The 16,230-nt window shown below is 66.2% G+C and carries 12 protein-coding genes; 8 read left to right on the forward strand and 4 right to left on the reverse strand.

Going from position 1 to position 16,230, the window contains the following annotated elements:
- The first annotated feature begins 29 nt into the window (after window positions 1-29).
- From ligA to VI123_RS11845, 3 genes are all read left to right on the forward strand, one after another.
- Window positions 30-1,688 carry an ATP-dependent DNA ligase LigA gene (gene ligA, locus VI123_RS11835; RefSeq protein ID WP_336338247.1) on the forward strand — a complete coding sequence of 553 codons (1,659 nt, stop codon included), beginning with the start codon at window positions 30-32 and terminating at the stop codon, window positions 1,686-1,688.
- Window positions 1,689-1,762: 74 nt separating this feature from the next.
- On the forward strand, window positions 1,763-2,509 hold the full coding sequence (locus VI123_RS11840; RefSeq protein WP_336338248.1) for an MBL fold metallo-hydrolase: 747 nt from the start codon (window positions 1,763-1,765) through the stop codon (window positions 2,507-2,509).
- A gap of 106 nt (window positions 2,510-2,615) precedes the next feature.
- A complete protein-coding gene (locus VI123_RS11845; protein ID WP_336338249.1) occupies window positions 2,616-3,899 on the forward strand; it encodes an outer membrane protein assembly factor BamB family protein in 1,284 nt (427 codons plus the stop codon).
- 28 nt (window positions 3,900-3,927) lie between these two features.
- On the opposite strand, the gene VI123_RS11850 is transcribed toward VI123_RS11845, so the two are convergent.
- Together VI123_RS11850 and VI123_RS11855 are read right to left on the reverse strand one after the other, a co-directional pair.
- Window positions 3,928-5,034 (reverse strand): DNA topoisomerase IV subunit A, encoded by a 1,107-nt coding sequence (locus VI123_RS11850; protein WP_336338250.1) that lies wholly within the window; start codon window positions 5,032-5,034, stop codon window positions 3,928-3,930.
- A gap of 1 nt (window position 5,035) precedes the next feature.
- The gene (locus VI123_RS11855) at window positions 5,036-7,426 is read right to left on the reverse strand and encodes a DNA topoisomerase VI subunit B (RefSeq protein WP_336338251.1); all 2,391 of its coding nucleotides are present in this window, start codon (window positions 7,424-7,426) and stop codon (window positions 5,036-5,038) included.
- Between the two features lie 139 nt (window positions 7,427-7,565).
- On the opposite strand from VI123_RS11855, the gene gyrB reads away from it, so the two are divergent.
- The 3 genes from gyrB to VI123_RS11870 all read left to right on the forward strand — a co-directional run bounded on the left by gyrB (window position 7,566) and on the right by VI123_RS11870 (window position 13,058).
- Complete coding sequence (gene gyrB / locus VI123_RS11860) at window positions 7,566-9,494, forward strand: DNA topoisomerase (ATP-hydrolyzing) subunit B (protein WP_336338252.1); 1,929 nt, start codon at window positions 7,566-7,568, stop codon at window positions 9,492-9,494.
- Complete coding sequence (gene gyrA, locus VI123_RS11865) at window positions 9,491-11,938, forward strand: DNA gyrase subunit A (RefSeq protein WP_336338253.1); 2,448 nt, start codon at window positions 9,491-9,493, stop codon at window positions 11,936-11,938. The genes gyrB and gyrA overlap by 4 nt, the downstream gene beginning before the upstream one ends.
- Before the next feature lie 73 nt (window positions 11,939-12,011).
- Window positions 12,012-13,058, forward strand: a complete 1,047-nt coding sequence (locus VI123_RS11870; RefSeq protein WP_336338254.1) for an FAD-binding oxidoreductase — start codon at window positions 12,012-12,014, stop codon at window positions 13,056-13,058.
- Here the strand turns inward: VI123_RS11870 and rocF are convergent, their stop codons facing one another.
- Both rocF and VI123_RS11880 read right to left on the reverse strand, forming a co-directional pair.
- Window positions 13,059-13,973: an arginase gene (rocF, locus tag VI123_RS11875; protein WP_336338255.1), complete on the reverse strand. Its 915-nt coding sequence runs from the start codon at window positions 13,971-13,973 to the stop codon at window positions 13,059-13,061. It lies immediately after the preceding gene.
- A gap of 45 nt (window positions 13,974-14,018) precedes the next feature.
- Entirely contained in the window at window positions 14,019-14,936 is a 918-nt protein-coding gene (locus tag VI123_RS11880) for an NAD-dependent epimerase/dehydratase family protein (RefSeq protein ID WP_336338256.1), read from the reverse strand.
- A gap of 110 nt (window positions 14,937-15,046) precedes the next feature.
- On the opposite strand from VI123_RS11880, the gene VI123_RS11885 reads away from it, so the two are divergent.
- Window positions 15,047-15,580, forward strand: a complete 534-nt coding sequence (locus tag VI123_RS11885) for an Rrf2 family transcriptional regulator (RefSeq protein ID WP_336338257.1) — start codon at window positions 15,047-15,049, stop codon at window positions 15,578-15,580.
- Between the two features lie 117 nt (window positions 15,581-15,697).
- Window positions 15,698-16,230, forward strand: a 533-nt coding sequence (locus VI123_RS11890; RefSeq protein WP_336338258.1) for an NAD(P)/FAD-dependent oxidoreductase, incomplete at its 3' end; no start/stop codon positions are given.

Raw genomic sequence — 16,230 nt, forward strand, 5'->3', positions numbered from 1 at the left:
TACGGTGTCCAGTCGGGTAGGGTGCGCTGATGGAGTTCGCCGCCTTCGCCGACCGGGCCGACGCAATCGAAGCCGAGAGCGCCGACACCGCGATTACCGAGGCGGTCACCGACCTGTTCGCCGACGCGGGGTCTGACCTCCCGACGCTCGCTCGCTTCGTCCAGGGCCGGGTGTTCCCGGCCTACGAATCGCGCACGCTCGACATCGGGCCGCGGCTCTGCTACGAGGCCATCGCGCGGGCGGCCGGTCGGAACGTACGCGCCGACGACGTGGAGGGGCGGCTGGCCGACGTGGGCGAAATCGGAGCCGTCGCGGCCAGCTACGACCTCGGCGGCCAGCAGGGCCTCGCCGCGTTCGGAGCCGGCGGGACCGACGTGCTCACGGTGGCCGAACTCGACGCCGAGCTACGGGACCTGGCGGCCGTCGACGGCAGCGGGAGCCAGGGGACCAAGGTGGACATCCTCTTCGGGCTGTTCAACCGCTGCTCGCCGTCGGAAGCCGCCTTCCTCGCCCGACTCGTCCTCTCGGAGATGCGCATCGGCGTCGGCGAGGGAACGGTCCGCGACGCCGTCGCGGCCGCCTTCGACGTGCCCGTCGAAGCCGTCGAGCGGGCGCTCCAGGTCTCGAACGACTACGGGTACGTCGCCGAGGTGGCCCGCGACGAGGGCGAGGACGGGCTGGCGGCCATCACGCTCGAAATCGGCCGCCCGGTCCAGGCGATGCTCGCGCAGGCGGGGACCGTCACCGGGGCGCTCGACGACTGGGAGCGCGTCGCGGTCGAGTGGAAGTACGACGGCGCTCGCGTGCAGGTCCACTTCGACGGCGAGGACGCCCGCCTGTTCTCCCGGAACATGGAGGAGGTCACCGACCCGCTCCCGGAAGTCGTCGACCGCGTCGAGTCGACGCTGTCCGCGCCCGCCATCCTCGACGGCGAGGTCGTCGCGGTCGACGACGACGGCGACCCGCTCCCCTTCCAGGAGGTCCTTCGGCGCTTCCGACGCAAGCACGACGTGGCCGCGGCCCGCGAGGACGTGGCGGTCCGCCTGCACGCCTTCGACTGCCTGCACGCCGATGGCGAGGACCTGCTGGACGCCCCGCTGCAGACGCGTCACGACCGCCTCGACTCGCTGTGTGCCGCCGACGGCGATCTCGTCTCAGAGGTCCAGGTCTGTGACACCGCCGACGAGATCGAGAAGATCGAGGCGGCGGCCCTCGAAGCCGGCCAGGAGGGAATCATGCTGAAAGACCCGACAGCAGCGTACTCGCCGGGCAAGCGGGGCAAACACTGGCGCAAGCGCAAGCCCGACGTGGAGACGCTGGACTGCCTCGTCACCGGCGCGGAGTGGGGCGAGGGTCGCCGGGCGAACGTCCTCGGGACGTTCGAACTCGCCGTGCGGACCGACGACGGCTACGCCACCGTCGGCAACGTCGCCACGGGGCTCACCGACGAAGAACTCGACGACCTGACCGAGCGCTTCGAGGCACACGTCCGCGCCGAGGACGGCCGCGAGGTCGACCTCGACCCCGCCGTCGTCTTCGAGGTCGGCTACGAGGAGATACAGGCCTCCCAGTCCTACGACTCGGGCTACGCGCTGCGATTCCCCCGATTCCGCTCGGTCCGCGAGGACAAATCTCCCGCGGACGCCGACTCGCTGGAGCGGGTCGAGCGACTGGCCGAGAACGGCTGACCGGCGACGACGAACGAGCGCGGTTCGCGGTCCGGACCGACACGCGTAATGGCCACCTCCGTGTACGATCCTCCATGACGATCCGACACGACGGCATCACCGCCGAGTGGCTCGGCTACGCGACCCTCCGACTCGAAGGCGAAGACACAGTGGTCTACTTCGACCCCGGCCGCTACGGCGTCCTCACCGGCGAGTGGGAGCCTGACACGCCCGGCGTCGGCCACCCGCCGACGCGCGACTACGCCCCGAAGGACGGCGACATCGTCTGTGTTACTCACGTCCACCACTACGACCCCGACGGCATCCGCCGGGTCGCCAGCGACGACGCCACCGTCGTCGCCTGCGATGGCATCAACGTCCACGCCTCCGACCGCGACCTCGACCGTCTCGCCGACCTCGACTACGAGGTGCGCGAGGTATCGACGGAGGCCGACATCCTGGTCGACGGCGTGCCAATCTGGACCGTCCCGGCGTACAACCACGAGGACGGCCGGAACCTCAAGGACGACGGCACGCCCATCCACCCGAAGGGCATCGGCTGTGGCTTCCTCGTCGCCGTCGACGACACCCGCGTGTTCTGGACCGGAGACACCGACGTGCTGGAGGGCCACGCGGAACTCGACGTCTCGCTGTTCGTCCCCTCCATCGCCCAGAGCTACACGATGAACCGCCACGAGGCCGCCGACCTCGCCGAGGCGATGGACCCGGACCTCGTGCTCCCGATGCACTACAACACGTTCACGTCGCTGGAAGCCGACTCGGGCGCGTTCGCCGAGGACGTGGCAAAGCGCGGCGTGCCGGTCGTGCTGGACGAGAACTGACTGGCGAACCAGCCTGACAACGCCGTACTTCCCCCTACTCAGTGCGACCGTTCTCGTTTTCCACTCGACAGAAAACACTTACCGAGAGACAGGAGATGGACTGGCAATGCCCTCCTCCCGTCGGCGCTACCTTCGCGGCTGTGTCGCGACCCTCGGACTGGCAACCGCTGGCTGTCTCGGTTCGGACGGGGCCATAGAGACTACACCGATTGGAACTGAGGCGACGCCGGAATCAAAGGTCGAGACGGCCACCCACACGAAGAGCGGGGAAACGGAACCGGTCGTCGCCTGGCGGCATTCACTCGGTTCAGCAATCACTGCCCCGCCAATCAGTACGGGGAGCCATCTGTACGTCGGCACCGAGTCGGGAACGGTCGCAACACTCGCAACTGCTGACGGGAGCCAGCAGTGGTCGTACGACGCGAGCGACCCCATCAGTTCGCAGCCGAGACGCGTCGGGAACACCGTCTTCGTCGTACGCGGGAAAGAGGGGCTGTACGAGGACCACAGCGTCGTCGCGCTCGACGCCGAAACCGGCGCGAAACAGTGGACGTTCGCGCCTGAAGAGTGGTGGCTGGAGTTGCTCGGCGCGACCGAGGACATGGTGTACATCGGGACGAACACCGACGCCCCGTCGAAGCAGGGGCGAACGCTCTACGCGCTCACCGTCTCTGACGGGTCGGTGCAATGGTCCGGGGAAATCGGGGACCAGTACGAGGGAGCGGTGCGCAACGGGGCGATATACGTGGCGTCGTACGGTCGGTTCTACGCGTACGACGCTGAGACCGGTGAGCAACGGTGGACTAGTGACGTCTCGGACTACTACTCCCAGACGATGGTCGCCACCGACGACACGCTCTGTTATGCCGCCGACGTGGACGAGACTCACGGCACGCTCATCGGCGTCGCGGCCGACACCGGTGCGACCCGCTGGACCCACGACGACGGGTTCGTGACATCGACGACCCTCCACGACGGGATGCTCTACGTCGGCGGCCCACACGTCGCCGCGCTCGACCCGACGACCGGCGAGCAACGGTGGCGAGCGGACCAGTCCGGGTACGTCCAACAGGCCCCGGTTCAGAATGGGACACTCTATACGGGCGGCGACGTGGTTCGCGGTCACGACAGTAGTACCGGCGAACTTGACTGGTCGTGGGAGCCGGACGTGAACGTCGAGGGACTGATGCCGGCGGCGGTCGTCTCCGATACCCTGTACGTGGACTCGTGGACGGACGGCGACCCACGGAACCGATTCAAATTCGCGGTCGATGCGACGGCGGGGACGGAACGGTGGACGTTCGACGCCGAGCGCGACCTGACCGACCTGTCCGCTGACGGGTCGCGGGCGTACGTCGCTGCCGAAAACACGGTGTACGCGCTAGAATAACCGGGAACCCGTCCCGTCGACGCCGCGCTTACAGGATACCCATCTCGGTCAGCCGCTCGGGCAGATACGTGTCCGTCACGAAGTCGAGCCCGCGAGAGGCCAGCGCCTGCTGTTCTGCCTTCTTGTTGATGTCGAGCTGGAGCTCTATCTGCTCGGTCCAGAACTCCGACTGGAAGCGCGGGTCCTCCAGTTCGCTCTCCAGGGCATTGACGTCGGAGTCCGACAGCGGGTCCGTCGGTAGTTCGTACTCGACGATGTCCTCCGGGCGGATACCGATGAACTGGGCCTCGGGGGTCGCCAGGTACTCCGAGAGGTGCGCGCTCTTGATGGAGCCGTAGGAGACCGACCCGAAGATGCGGTACGACCACGGGTCACCGTCAGTGAACACCGTGACCGGGAGGTCGAGTTCGTCGTGGAGCCGCTTGATGAGCCGCCGGGTCGCCCGCGCCGGCTGGCCGCCGAGGTGGACGACAAGCGCGTCGTACTCGTCGTCGAAACCGTTCTCGACGAGTCGGTCGCGCATGCCGCCGGTCTCCACGCAGAGGACGAACGCCGCGTCGTTGTCGAGGAACTCGATGGTGTCGGGGTTGTTCGGAATCTGGTAGCCGCCCTGCCCGACGTCGTCCTGGCAGTGAATCTCGCGGTCGCCGCGGTTGGTCTGCTCGCGGAGGAGCAGCGGTCCCATCACCTTCGCCCCGGACTCCTCCGGGCGCATGTGGAAGTCCTCGCGTTTGACGTCGGAGACGATTTCGAGGTCCTCGATGAGGTTGTTCGACTCGTCCTGCGTGTTGAACTGGGCCTCGTCGAGGTCCCAGGACTCCGAGAGGTAGTACAGTTCACGCAGGGTCGAGGAGCGGTCCTCCTCCAGTTGCTGGGAGAGGAAGTCGATGGTGTAGACGGCTTTCAGAATCTTCTCGGCCCCGGAAATCGTCTTGGCCGACCGGGTGGAGTTGCGGTCGCCGTACACCCAGACCTGCTCGTCCTCGTCGAAGACGATGTTGGACTTGGTCCGGGTCGGGATGGTCATCGTCGGCACCTCGCCGTCGGCGAACTGGTCGTAGAAGTCCGCCGCGAGGTCGATGAGTTGCTCGCGCGCTTCCTCGGTGTCGGGTGTGGTGTCTGAGTCGGTGCTCATGTCAGGCGTTCACCGTGAGTTTCTCCTCTTCGACGCCGTCGACCGAGACGGTGAACTCGGCCTCGTCGCGCACGCTGTACTCCAGGACGGCGGTCTCGCCGGCCGCCACCGTCGGCGACCACTTGACGAACCACTCGCCGTCCATCTCGACGACGGTCGCGCCGTTGGTGTCCTGTGGCTCGGCGGTGACGATGTCGGTCAGGTCGATGTCCGCGTTCGTGTCGTCGTTGTTCTCGACGGTCACGCGGACGGTGCCGTCCTCGACCTCGCGCTCGACGAGCACGTTGTTCATGATGCGCGCCAGCGAGTCGTCGATGTGCAGGTCGTCGTTGCCGGTCACTTCGGTGAGCTTCTCGGCCATCTCGGGCAGGATAGTCGCCAGCTTGTCCTGTTTCTCGCGGCGCTGTTGCATCGACTGGCGCTTGTTCAGGTAGCTCTTGAGTTCGCGGGCGGCCTCCCGGATGGCGAGTTCTATCTCGTCTTCCATCTCGGGGACGTTGGCGATGGCGTCCTTGGACTCGCTGGTGAACGGCACGTTCGTCGAGGCGACGTGGACCATGACGACCGCCGGCCCGTTAGGGATGCCCGAGCCGCCGGGCTGGTCGAGGTTGTAGTTGCGCCAGCGAATTGACTTCACCACGTCCGTCGTCGCACAGGCCCCGCGCTGGTAGACGAGCGGCACGCGGTTGGCAAAGCGCATCACGTCGACGCTGCCCTCGGCCTCCAGTTCGCCGCCGTAGGCGATGCCGGCCTCGACGATGAACGGGTCGCCGCCGTGGACCGCCGCGTCCCGCGTCGAGGCGGCGTAGAAGTCCGCGTCGAACTCCTTGCGGAGCCCCTCCTCGACCAGTTCGGCGCTGATGGGCGAGAGACAGTCCGTCGGCGGCGCGATGATGTCCGTCTCGCGCATCGCCGACAGCAGTTCGCTCGCGGTGTCGCGGTCGGCGGCGATGTCGGCGACCTTCGGCGGGTCCTCCGGGATGCTCACGGCCGCGGTCCAGAGCTCGTCCAGCACGTTCTCGCGGGCCGTCTCGCCGAAGGTGGCGTCGTCCTGCTCCTCGGTCATGTCGGCCGCACGGTCGACGTACCCCCGGAGTTCGTCGCGGGTCAGCCGGTGGCGGCCCTCGTCGGCGAACTTGTCGGCGAGGCGCGTCGCGAGGCCCTCGATTGCGGCGTCGTCCTTCCGGACCGTCGTCGCCTCGTCGACCAGCGCGTACAGGTCGCTGGACAGGTCGCTCGTGACTGCGCCCCACGCGGCCTCGACGGCGTTCTCTCGGACCGTCGCGCCGAACGTCGTGTCGCCGTTGGCCTCGGCCTCGTCAGCGGCCTCGTCGACGATGGCCTCGACCTCGTGGTACGCGACCCGGTCGCGGTCGTGAATCGCGTCAGAAACGGCGGCGGCGAAGGTCGCGGTCGTCTCCGCGCCCTTGTTCGCCACGGCGGCCTCCACGGCGGCCTCGACGTCTGCGTCCTCGCCGACCTTCGGCGGCTGCCAGGCCATGCCGCGACCGTAGTGACGGTCGTTGAAGTTCGCGATGACGCTGTCGGCGGTCTTGCCGCCGACGCGGGTGAACTCCTCCTGCATGAACCCCGACACGGAGTAGGAGTCGGTGGCTTCGAGCATCTTCAGCAGGGTCCCGAGTTCGACGCCGTGGGGATGGGGTCGAATCTCCTCGGTTTCGTCGGGGAGGTCCGCGCCCTCCGCGCGCTCGAACTTCAGGGACTCCTCCAGTCCGGGCTCGTCGAACTCGATGCGGGCGTGGGGGTTGACGACGGCGGTGTCCTGGATGTAGTCCCGCAGCGTCGACCGGGCGCGCATGTTGGCCTCCATCTCCAGTTCGATGCGGGTCCCGTGGGGGCGCTCCCACGTCGTCGTCTCGTCGACGCTGATTTCGGGCTCGTTGGTGTCCGTGTCGACGATGAGTTCGAAGTACTGGGCCTCGTCTTGTCCCTTCGGCCGCGAGGTTATCTTCGCGGGCTTGCCGGAGGTCAGCTGCGAGTAGAGGACCGCCGCGGAGATACCGATACCCTGCTGGCCGCGGTTCTGCTCGCGGGCGTGAAAGCGTGAGCCGTAGAGGAGCTTGCCGAATATTTTCGGGGCCTGCTCTTTCGTGATGCCGGGGCCGTTGTCCTCGACGACCAGCCGGTAGTAGTCGCCGGCCTCCTGAATCTCGACGTAGATATCGGGGAGAATACCGGCCTCCTCGCAGGCGTCGAGCGCGTTGTCGACGGCCTCCTTGACGGCCGTGACGAGCGCCCGGGCCTCCGAGTCGAAGCCCAGCATGTGTTTGTTCTTCTCGAAGAACTCGGCGATGGAGATGGCCCGCTGGGATTCGGCCAGCTCCTCGGCGATTCCCTTGCCCTCGCCGAGCCGCGACTGATACGAGGTCATTGTCGTGCGGTACGTACCCGCGTCGGGGTTATAAGGTAATCGCCACCGGAGTGAAAGTAAACGCCGTCCCCCGAAACCGGGGTCTCGCGCGCGTGCGGGAGCTTTATACGTTCCCCTCTATTAGGACGGGTAAGTTCCTATGTCAGGAGAGTCTGATGAGTACGGCGCAAAGTCGATCCAGACCCTCGAAGGGCTGGAAGCCGTCCAGAAGCGACCCGCGATGTATATCGGGTCGACGGACGCGCGCGGCCTGCACCATCTCGTCTACGAGGTGGTCGACAACGCCATCGACGAGGCGCTGGCCGGCTACTGTGACAACATCGACGTAACGATACACGACGACGGCTCGGTCTCTGTCACCGACGACGGGCGGGGCATCCCCGTCGACACCCACGAAGAACACGGCCGCCCGGCCGTCGAGGTCGTGATGACGATTCTCCACGCGGGCGGGAAGTTCGACAACAAGTCCTACCAGGTCTCCGGCGGCCTCCACGGGGTGGGCGTCAGCGTGGTCAACGCCCTCTCGAAGTGGCTCGAAGTCGAGGTCCGGCGCGACGGCGCGGTCTGGAAACAGCGTTTCGACCACGGCAAACCGGAGTACGACCTCAAGCGAGTTCGTGACCTCGACTCCGACGAGGAGACCGGGACGACCGTCCGGTTCTGGCCCGACGACGACATCTTCGAGACCGACGAGTTCACCTTCTCGACGCTCGCCTCCCGTCTGCGCGAACTGGCGTTCCTCAACTCCGGCGTCGCCATCACCATCGCCGACGAGCGCGACGGCGAATCGGAGACGTTCGCCTACGACGGCGGCATCCGCGAGTTCGTCGAGTACCTGAACGAGACCAAGGACCCGCTCCACCGCGACATCATCTACTTCGAGGACGAGGAGGAAATCGCGGAGGGAACGGTCCAGGTCGAAATCGCCATGCAGGGGACCGACGACCTCCAGGGTTCGATTCACGCCTTCGCCAACAACATCAACACACGCGAGGGCGGGACACACCTCACGGGGTTCAAGACATCGCTGACACGCGTGGTCAACGACTACGCGACGGACAACAATCTGCTGAAAGACTTAGACGATACGCTCAAAGGCGACGACATCCGCGAGGGACTGACGGCTGTCATCTCTGTCAAGCATCCCGACCCACAGTTCGAAGGGCAGACCAAGACGAAACTCGGCAACAGCGAGGTCCGCGGCATCGTCGAATCGGCGATGCACGACGGCCTGGCGACCTTCTTCGAGGAGAACCCCGACACGGCCGAGGCCATCGTCGGCAAGGCCGTCGAGGCCGCGAAGGCACGGAAGGCCGCACAGAAGGCCGAGGAGCTCACCCGCCGGAAGTCGGCGCTCGACTCGACGGCGTTGCCCGGGAAACTGGCCGACTGCCAGACCCGCGACCCCGAGGAGGCCGAACTGTTCATCGCCGAGGGCGACTCCGCGGGCGGCAGCGCCAAGCAGGGCCGGAACCCGGAGTTCCAGGCCATCCTCCCCATCAAGGGGAAGATTCTGAACGTGGAGAAACACCGGCTGGACCGGATTCTGGAGAACAACGAGATACGGAACCTCATCACCGCCCTCGGGACCGGCATCGGCGACGAGTTCGACATCGACGACCTCCGCTACGAGAAAATCATCCTGATGACCGACGCCGACGTGGACGGGGCACACATCCGGACGCTCCTGTTGACGCTGTTCTACCGGCACATGAAGCCGCTGCTGGAGGCCGGCTACGTCTACGCCTCCCAGCCGCCGCTGTACCGGATTCGCTACCGCGGGGACACCTACGACGCGATGACGGACGCGGAGCGCGACCAGATTATCGAGGAGAAGTGCAACGGCAACCCCACCCAGGTCCAGCGGTTCAAGGGGCTGGGAGAGATGAACCCCGAACAGCTCTGGGAGACGACGATGAACCCCGACAACCGGATTCTCAAGCAGATAACCATCGAGGACGCCGCGGCCGCCGACAAGATGTTCAACGTCCTGATGGGCGACGCCGTCGAACCGCGCAAGGAGTTCATCAAGGAGCACTCGCCTGAAGCGGAGTGGGTCGACATATGAGCTCCGACGCCAACGACGCGAACGCCCCGGCAGAGCAGATAAAACACGTCCGCATCGAGGACGAGATGGAGCAGTCCTACATCGACTACGCGATGTCGGTCATCGCGGGGCGGGCGCTCCCGGACGTCCGCGACGGCCTCAAGCCCGTCCACCGGCGCATCCTCTACGCGATGCACGAGATGGGCGTCTCCTCGAACTCCGCCCACCGGAAGTCCTCCTCGATTGTCGGGGACACGATGGGTGACTACCACCCACACGGCGACTCGGCCATCTACGACACGCTCGTCCGGATGGCACAGGACTTCTCGATGCGCTACCCGCTCGTCGACGGACAGGGGAACTTCGGTTCGATGGACGGCGACCCGGCCGCGGCGATGCGGTACACGGAGGCCCGGATGGCCCCTCTCGCCGAGGAACTGCTCGAAGACATCGAGAAAGACACCGTCGACTTCTCGGGCAACTACGACGACCGCCTGCAGGAACCGGACGTGCTGCCGGCGAAGGTCCCGAACCTCCTGCTCAACGGCTCGTCTGGCATCGCCGTCGGGATGTCGACCAACATCCCGCCGCACAACCTCGGCGAACTGGTCGACGCGACGGTCCACCTGCTTCAGAACCCCGACTGCACCGTCGAGGACCTGATGGACCACGTCAAGGGACCGGACTTCCCGACCGGCGGCAACATCGTCGGCCGCGACGCCATCTACTCGGCGTACGCGACCGGCCGCGGCCGCCTCCGCGTCCGCGCGGAGTACGAGGTCGACCCCGAGGCGGGCCGTATCGTCATCACCGAACTCCCCTACCAGGAGAACAAGGCCCGCGTCGTCGAGCGCATCGCCGACGACGTGAACGAGGGGAAAATCGAGGGCATCTCGGACCTGCGCGACGAGTCCGACCGCAACGGCGTCCGCATCGTCGTCGAACTCAAGCGCGGCGCGAACGTCGACGTGGTCGAGAACCGCCTGCTCGACCACCACCTCGAATCCACGTTCGGCGTCATCAACCTCGCGCTGGTCGACGGGCAGCCCCAGGTCCTCTCGCTGAAGGAGAGCCTCCAGCACTACGTCGACCACCGCCGCGAGGTCGTCCGTCGGCGCTCCGAGTACGACCTCGCCGAGGCAGAGGAGCGCGCCCACATCCTCGAAGGTCGGCTGAAGGCCCTGAACAATGTCGAGGACGTGGTCGAACTCATCCGCGACAGCGAGGACCGCGACGCCGCCCGGGCCGGCCTGCAGGACTCGTTCGAGTTCTCCGAGGAGCAGGCCGCCCACATCGTCCGGATGCAACTCGGCTCGCTCACATCGATGGAGGCCGCCGAAATCGAAGACGAGTACGAGGAGGTCCAGGACACCATCGACTACCTCGAATCCGTCCTCGACAGCCGCGCGAAGCTCGACGGCGTCATCGCCGACGAACTCCGCGCGGTCAAAGACGAGTACGACGACGACCGCCGGACCAGCATCATCGAGGACGAGGGCCAGGTCACCCACGAGGACCTCATCCCCGAGGAAGACTGCGTCGTCGTCATCACCGAGGACGACTACATCAAGCGAATGCCGGTCGCGAACTTCGACCCGCAGAACCGCGGCGGCAAGGGCATCATCGGGGCCGACCCCAAGGAGGGCGACCGCGTCTCGAAGGTGTTCCGCGCCAACAGCCACGACTACCTGCTCTGTTTCACCAATCAGGGGCAGGTCTACCGGCTCAAGACCTACGAGATTCCGGAGATGTCCCGGACTGCTCGCGGCAAGTCCGCCGTCAACCTCATCGACCTGGACGACGGCGAGGAACTGACCGCCGTCGTCTCGACCGACGAGTTCGAGGACGACGAGTGCATCACGATGGTGACCCGCAACGGCTACGTCAAGCGGACCTGCTGTACGGAGTTCGAGAACATCCTCTCGACAGGCATCCGCGCCGCGAAACTGGAGGACGGCGACGAACTCGTCGACGTGGAAGTCACCGACGGGACCGGCGACCTCGTCATCGCCACCGAGGCGGGAATGACCATCCGCTTCGACGAGGGCGAGGTGAGCGAGATGGGCCGGTCCGCCCGCGGCGTCAACGGCATCAAACTGCAGGGCGACGACAGGGTCGCGGGGATGGTCGCCACCGACGACGACGACCCGCGGTCGCTGTTGACCGTCACGGAACACGGCTTCGGGAAACGCACCAAACTCGACGAGTACCGGACCCAGTCCCGCTACGGCAAGGGCCTCATCGACATCAAGACCGACGACCGCAACGGCCGCGTCTCGACGGCCAAGGCCGTCACCGACGAGGACCACCTGGTCATCATGTCCGAAACGGGCCAGATTATGCGTATCCGCGCCGGTGACGTCTCACAGGTCGGCCGGAACACCAAGGGCGTGACGATTATGGAACTCGACGACGACGACCGCGTGGCGAGTGTGACGGTCGTGCCAGCGGCTACCGACGAGTAACGGTCGGCCGTCTTTCCACTCTCCTGTCACGTTCCTGGCATAGACATACCCGTGTCGGCGGCGTAGCGCGTCCATGGACTTGCCCCGACACCTCTCACAGCACGACCTGGCGGCGCAGTTGCCGCTGGTCACCGAGGACGCGCGGGTGACGCTCGTCGAACCGATGGACCGCAACCGTAACAACGAGGTGCTGGCGGCGGTCCGCGACCAGGTCGCATCCGTCGGCGACCGGTCGTGGGTGGCCGACGCCCGGAACGGGTCGACGGTCCGGTGGCCGGCGCTGCTCGACCGCGTCCGTGACGCGGGGGCGTCCGAACGACGGCTCGCGCGCATCGAGACGCTGGCCGAGCGCTTCGACCGCCCCTATCCCGCACTGCTGCGACTGCGCGTCAAGCCCGACGTGGACCTGGATTTCGCGCCCGGACAGTACGTCACGCTTAGGCTCCACGACACGCCGCGGGCGTACTCGCTCGCGAACTCGCCCAGCGAGGACGAACTGGAGTTTTGCATCCGGCTGGTTCCCGGCGGGAAACTGACCGGCGAGCTGTTCGAACACGTCGACGTGGGCGAGGCAGTCGTCGTTCGCGGGCCGAACGGCGACATGGTACTGGACCCGCCGTCGAGCCGGGACATGGTCTTCCTGGCGACCGGGACCGGCGTCGCGCCGTTCAAGAGCATGATCGACTACACGCTCGAACAGGGGCGAGACGTGGTCGACGGCGACCCCCGCGACATCTGGCTGTTCCTCGGCTGTGGCTGGGAGGACGACCTGCCCCACCGGACGCACTTCCGGCGGCTTGACGCGCAGTACGACCACTTCCACTTCGTCCCGACGCTCACGCGCGAACCGCTGTTGACCGAGTGGGAGGGCGCGACCGACTACGTCCAGTCGGTGTTCGTCAGCCACGTGGCGCGGGACGCGCTGGCGGGCGCGGACCTGCCGGCACGGTTCGACGCCGTGCGGGACCGGGCCCCACAGTCCGGCGTCGAGGCCCGCATCGACCCGTCGAACGTCGAACTGTACGCGTGTGGCATCAGCGCGATGGTGTCGACGCTGGTCCGGGCCGCCCGTAGCGTCGGGGTGCCCGACTCCGAGATGCAGTACGAGGGGTTCGGATAGCTACAGTACGCGCTTGCCGAACGCGCTCGCGACGAGCTCACAGCCCAGTTCGGCGGTGCGGTTGTGTTCGTCGAGAATCGGGTTCACCTCGACCATCTCCATCGAGCGCAGCTGGTCGTGGTGTTCGGCGACGTACTCCATCGCGATGTGGGCCTCGCGGTAGGAGACGCCGCCCCGGACCGGCGTCCCGACGCCGGGCGCTTCGGTCGGGTCGAGCCAGTCCAGGTCCAGCGAGACGTGGATGCCGTCCGTGCCATCCGTCGCGATTTCCAGTGCCTCGTCGACGACTTCGGGCGCGCTCCGGGCGTCGATGTCGGACATCGTGTACGCCGTGACGTCGCTGTCCGCTATCAGCTGGCGTTCCCCGTCGTCCACGTCCCGCAGGCCGACGATGACGACGTTCTCCTCGCTCACTGCCGGGGTGTGGGCCCACTCGTGGTCGGCGAACACGCCGCGGCCGAGGACGGCCGCCAGCGACATCCCGTGGATGTTCCCGCTGGGCGTCGTCGCCGGCGTGTTGAAGTCGCCGTGGGCGTCGAACCAGATGACGCCCATGTCCTCGTCGTCGCGGGCCGCGCCGGCGATGGTCCCGATGGCGATAGAGTGGTCGCCGCCCAGGACGAGCGGGACGCGGCCCTCCCGGAGCGTCGCGTCGACCGCCGTCGTCACGTCCTCACAGACTTCCTTCGTCTCCCTGAAGAACTTCGCGCGACCGCGTTCCAGGCCGCCGGCGTCGGGGTCGCGCTCCTCCGGCCGCGGGACGGCGATGTCGCCGCCGTCCACGCAGTCGATACCTGTGCTCGCCAGCTGCTCGGCGAGGCCGCCGTACCGTATCGCCGACGGCCCCATGTCGACCCCGCGCCGGTCGGCCCCGAGGTCCATCGGGACGCCGAGGACGCGAACCTGTCGTTGCATACCGTCGCCTCCACGGGCGACGGATAAAGACCCAGCGTTGGGGCCCTACGTGTACGGCGCACAGACCAGTTCGATGCCCTCCTGGAAACTAATCTGCGGTTCCCAGCCCGTCGCCTCGCGCATCTTCGAGAAGTCGGCGCAGGTGTCGTGGACGTACACGTCCTCGGGAATCGGGTTCTCGACGTACTCCGGTTCGATGTCCGTCCCCAGTTCGTCGTTCAGCATCTCGACGACGGTGTTGAAGTCGTAGGCTTCGCCGGTGCCGAGGTTGTACACGCCGTTCAGTTCGTCCTCGGCGGCGAGGACGAGCCCGCGGACGATGTCGTCCACGTGGGTGAAATCGCGGGTCTGCTCGCCGTCGCCGTACAGTTTCGGCGCGTCGCCGCTCGCCAGGTCGTCGGCGAACTGAGCGATGACGTTGGCGTACTCGCCCTTGTGTTCCTCCGCGCCGCCGTAGCCCTGATACACCGAGAAAAAGCGCATGCCGGCCAGCGTGAGGTCGTAGTGGTTCTGGAAGTACTTGGCGTACGTCTCTCGGGCCATCTTCGAGGCCTCGTAGCCGGTGTTGACCGTCACGTCCATGTCTTCCGGCGAGGGCTCGGTCCGACTGCCGTAGATGGAGGAGGTCGAGGCGTAGACGACGGTGTCGCAACCGTCGTCTCTGGCCTGCTCGACCGTGTTGACGAACCCCTCGACGTTCACGCGAGCGCCGTGGGTCGGGTTGTCCTCGTGCATCGCGTACGAGGAAAGCGCCGCGAGGTGAAACACCACGTCCACGTCGGTCGGCAGGTCGTCGTCCAGGACGCTCTGCTCGACGTACTCTACGTCATCTGATACGTTCTCCGACGTGCCGAGGTAGCCGTCGTCGAGGGCGACGACGTCGTTGTTCTCGGTCAGTTTGTTCGCGAGGTTCGCCCCGATGAATCCCCCACCGCCGGTCACCAAAACGCGCTTATCTTCCATATCTGTGTCAGGTCAGGGTACCAATAAAGTACTAACGTTTTCGGCGATTCTGAGCCAGTTCCGGACGTTTTACCGTCGCATTTAAGGACGGCTATACCGAACAACAGATTATGTCATCTATCGAACTGACACCCAGTCAGAAGAACATTCTACAGGAACTGGTAAATCTCTATCGGGAGAGCGAGAGCGCGGTCAAAGGCGAGGACATCGCCGAGAAGGTCGACCGGAACCCCGGTACGATTCGCAACCAGATGCAGAGCCTCAAGGCCCTGCAGTTGGTCGAGGGGGTCCCCGGCCCCAAAGGTGGGTACAAGCCCACCGCCAACGCCTACGACGCGCTCCAGATTCAGGACATGGAACAGGCCGCGGAGGTTCCCCTGCGCCACAACGGCGAGCTCGTCGAACACTCGAACGTCGAGGAGATCGACCTGACAAGCGTCCACCACCCCGAGGAGTGTCGCGCCGAGATACAGCTCCAGGGCACGATGTCCCAGTTCCACGAGGGCGACTCGGTGACCGTCGGTCCGACACCGCTGTCGAAGCTCCAGATTATCGGGACGCTCGAAGGCAAGGACGACACCAACAACAAGCTCATCCTCGCTATCGACGACATGCGCGCACCGGCCGGCGAGCCGGAACACTAGTCGACGGTCTCCTAGATTGTTCTCCCACGGCCGCGGGGCTGCCCCGGTGACGCCGTGGCATCTCCCCTTCTGCGGGATTCCAAAGGGTTTGTATCGGACGGTTCCGGAGTCACCGGTATGACGGAGAACGTGGTCGTACTCGGTGCGGGGTATGCGGGTGCGGGGACAGTCAAGAGCCTGGAGGACGAACTCGACGGCGAGGCCGACGTCGATATCACCTGGATTTCCCAGACGGACTATCATCTGGTCTTGCACGAGTCCCATCGGTGTATTCGGGACCCCAGCGTTCAGGAGAACATCGCGATTCCCGTTCACGAAATCAAACAGCCTTCGACCTCGTTCGTGCAGGACGAGGTCGTCGAAATCGACACCGACGCGCGGGAGGTGGACCTCGCCGACTCCGAGTCCGTCGCGTACGATTATCTGCTGGTCGGGCTGGGCTCGCAGACGGCCTTCTTCGGCATCGACGGGCTCGAAGAGCACGCGCTGACGCTGAAGAGCCTCGACGACGCTCTGGAGATTCACGACACCGTTCAGCAGGCCGCCCGCGAGGCCTCGACGAACGACCCGGCGCAGGTGGTCATCGGCGGTGCTGGCCTCTCGGGCATCCAGACGGCCGGCGAGGTCGCCGAGTTCCGCGACGAGCACAA

It is taken from the genome of Haloarcula sp. DT43, from assembly GCF_037078405.1.
Lineage (GTDB): Archaea > Halobacteriota > Halobacteria > Halobacteriales > Haloarculaceae > Haloarcula > Haloarcula brevis.

Excerpts from the sequence above, each read along its gene's own strand:
- ligA (WP_336338247.1), top strand. The coding sequence starts at position 30 with ATGGAGTTCGCCGCCTTCGCCGACCGGGCCGACGCAATCGAAGCCGAG.
- VI123_RS11840 (WP_336338248.1), top strand. The coding sequence starts at position 1,763 with ATGACGATCCGACACGACGGCATCACCGCCGAGTGGCTCGGCTACGCG.
- VI123_RS11845 (WP_336338249.1), top strand. The coding sequence starts at position 2,616 with ATGCCCTCCTCCCGTCGGCGCTACCTTCGCGGCTGTGTCGCGACCCTC.
- VI123_RS11850 (WP_336338250.1), bottom strand. The coding sequence starts at position 5,034 with ATGAGCACCGACTCAGACACCACACCCGACACCGAGGAAGCGCGCGAG.
- VI123_RS11855 (WP_336338251.1), bottom strand. The coding sequence starts at position 7,426 with ATGACCTCGTATCAGTCGCGGCTCGGCGAGGGCAAGGGAATCGCCGAG.
- gyrB (WP_336338252.1), top strand. The coding sequence starts at position 7,566 with ATGTCAGGAGAGTCTGATGAGTACGGCGCAAAGTCGATCCAGACCCTC.
- gyrA (WP_336338253.1), top strand. The coding sequence starts at position 9,491 with ATGAGCTCCGACGCCAACGACGCGAACGCCCCGGCAGAGCAGATAAAA.
- VI123_RS11870 (WP_336338254.1), top strand. The coding sequence starts at position 12,012 with ATGGACTTGCCCCGACACCTCTCACAGCACGACCTGGCGGCGCAGTTG.
- rocF (WP_336338255.1), bottom strand. The coding sequence starts at position 13,973 with ATGCAACGACAGGTTCGCGTCCTCGGCGTCCCGATGGACCTCGGGGCC.
- VI123_RS11880 (WP_336338256.1), bottom strand. The coding sequence starts at position 14,936 with ATGGAAGATAAGCGCGTTTTGGTGACCGGCGGTGGGGGATTCATCGGG.
- VI123_RS11885 (WP_336338257.1), top strand. The coding sequence starts at position 15,047 with ATGTCATCTATCGAACTGACACCCAGTCAGAAGAACATTCTACAGGAA.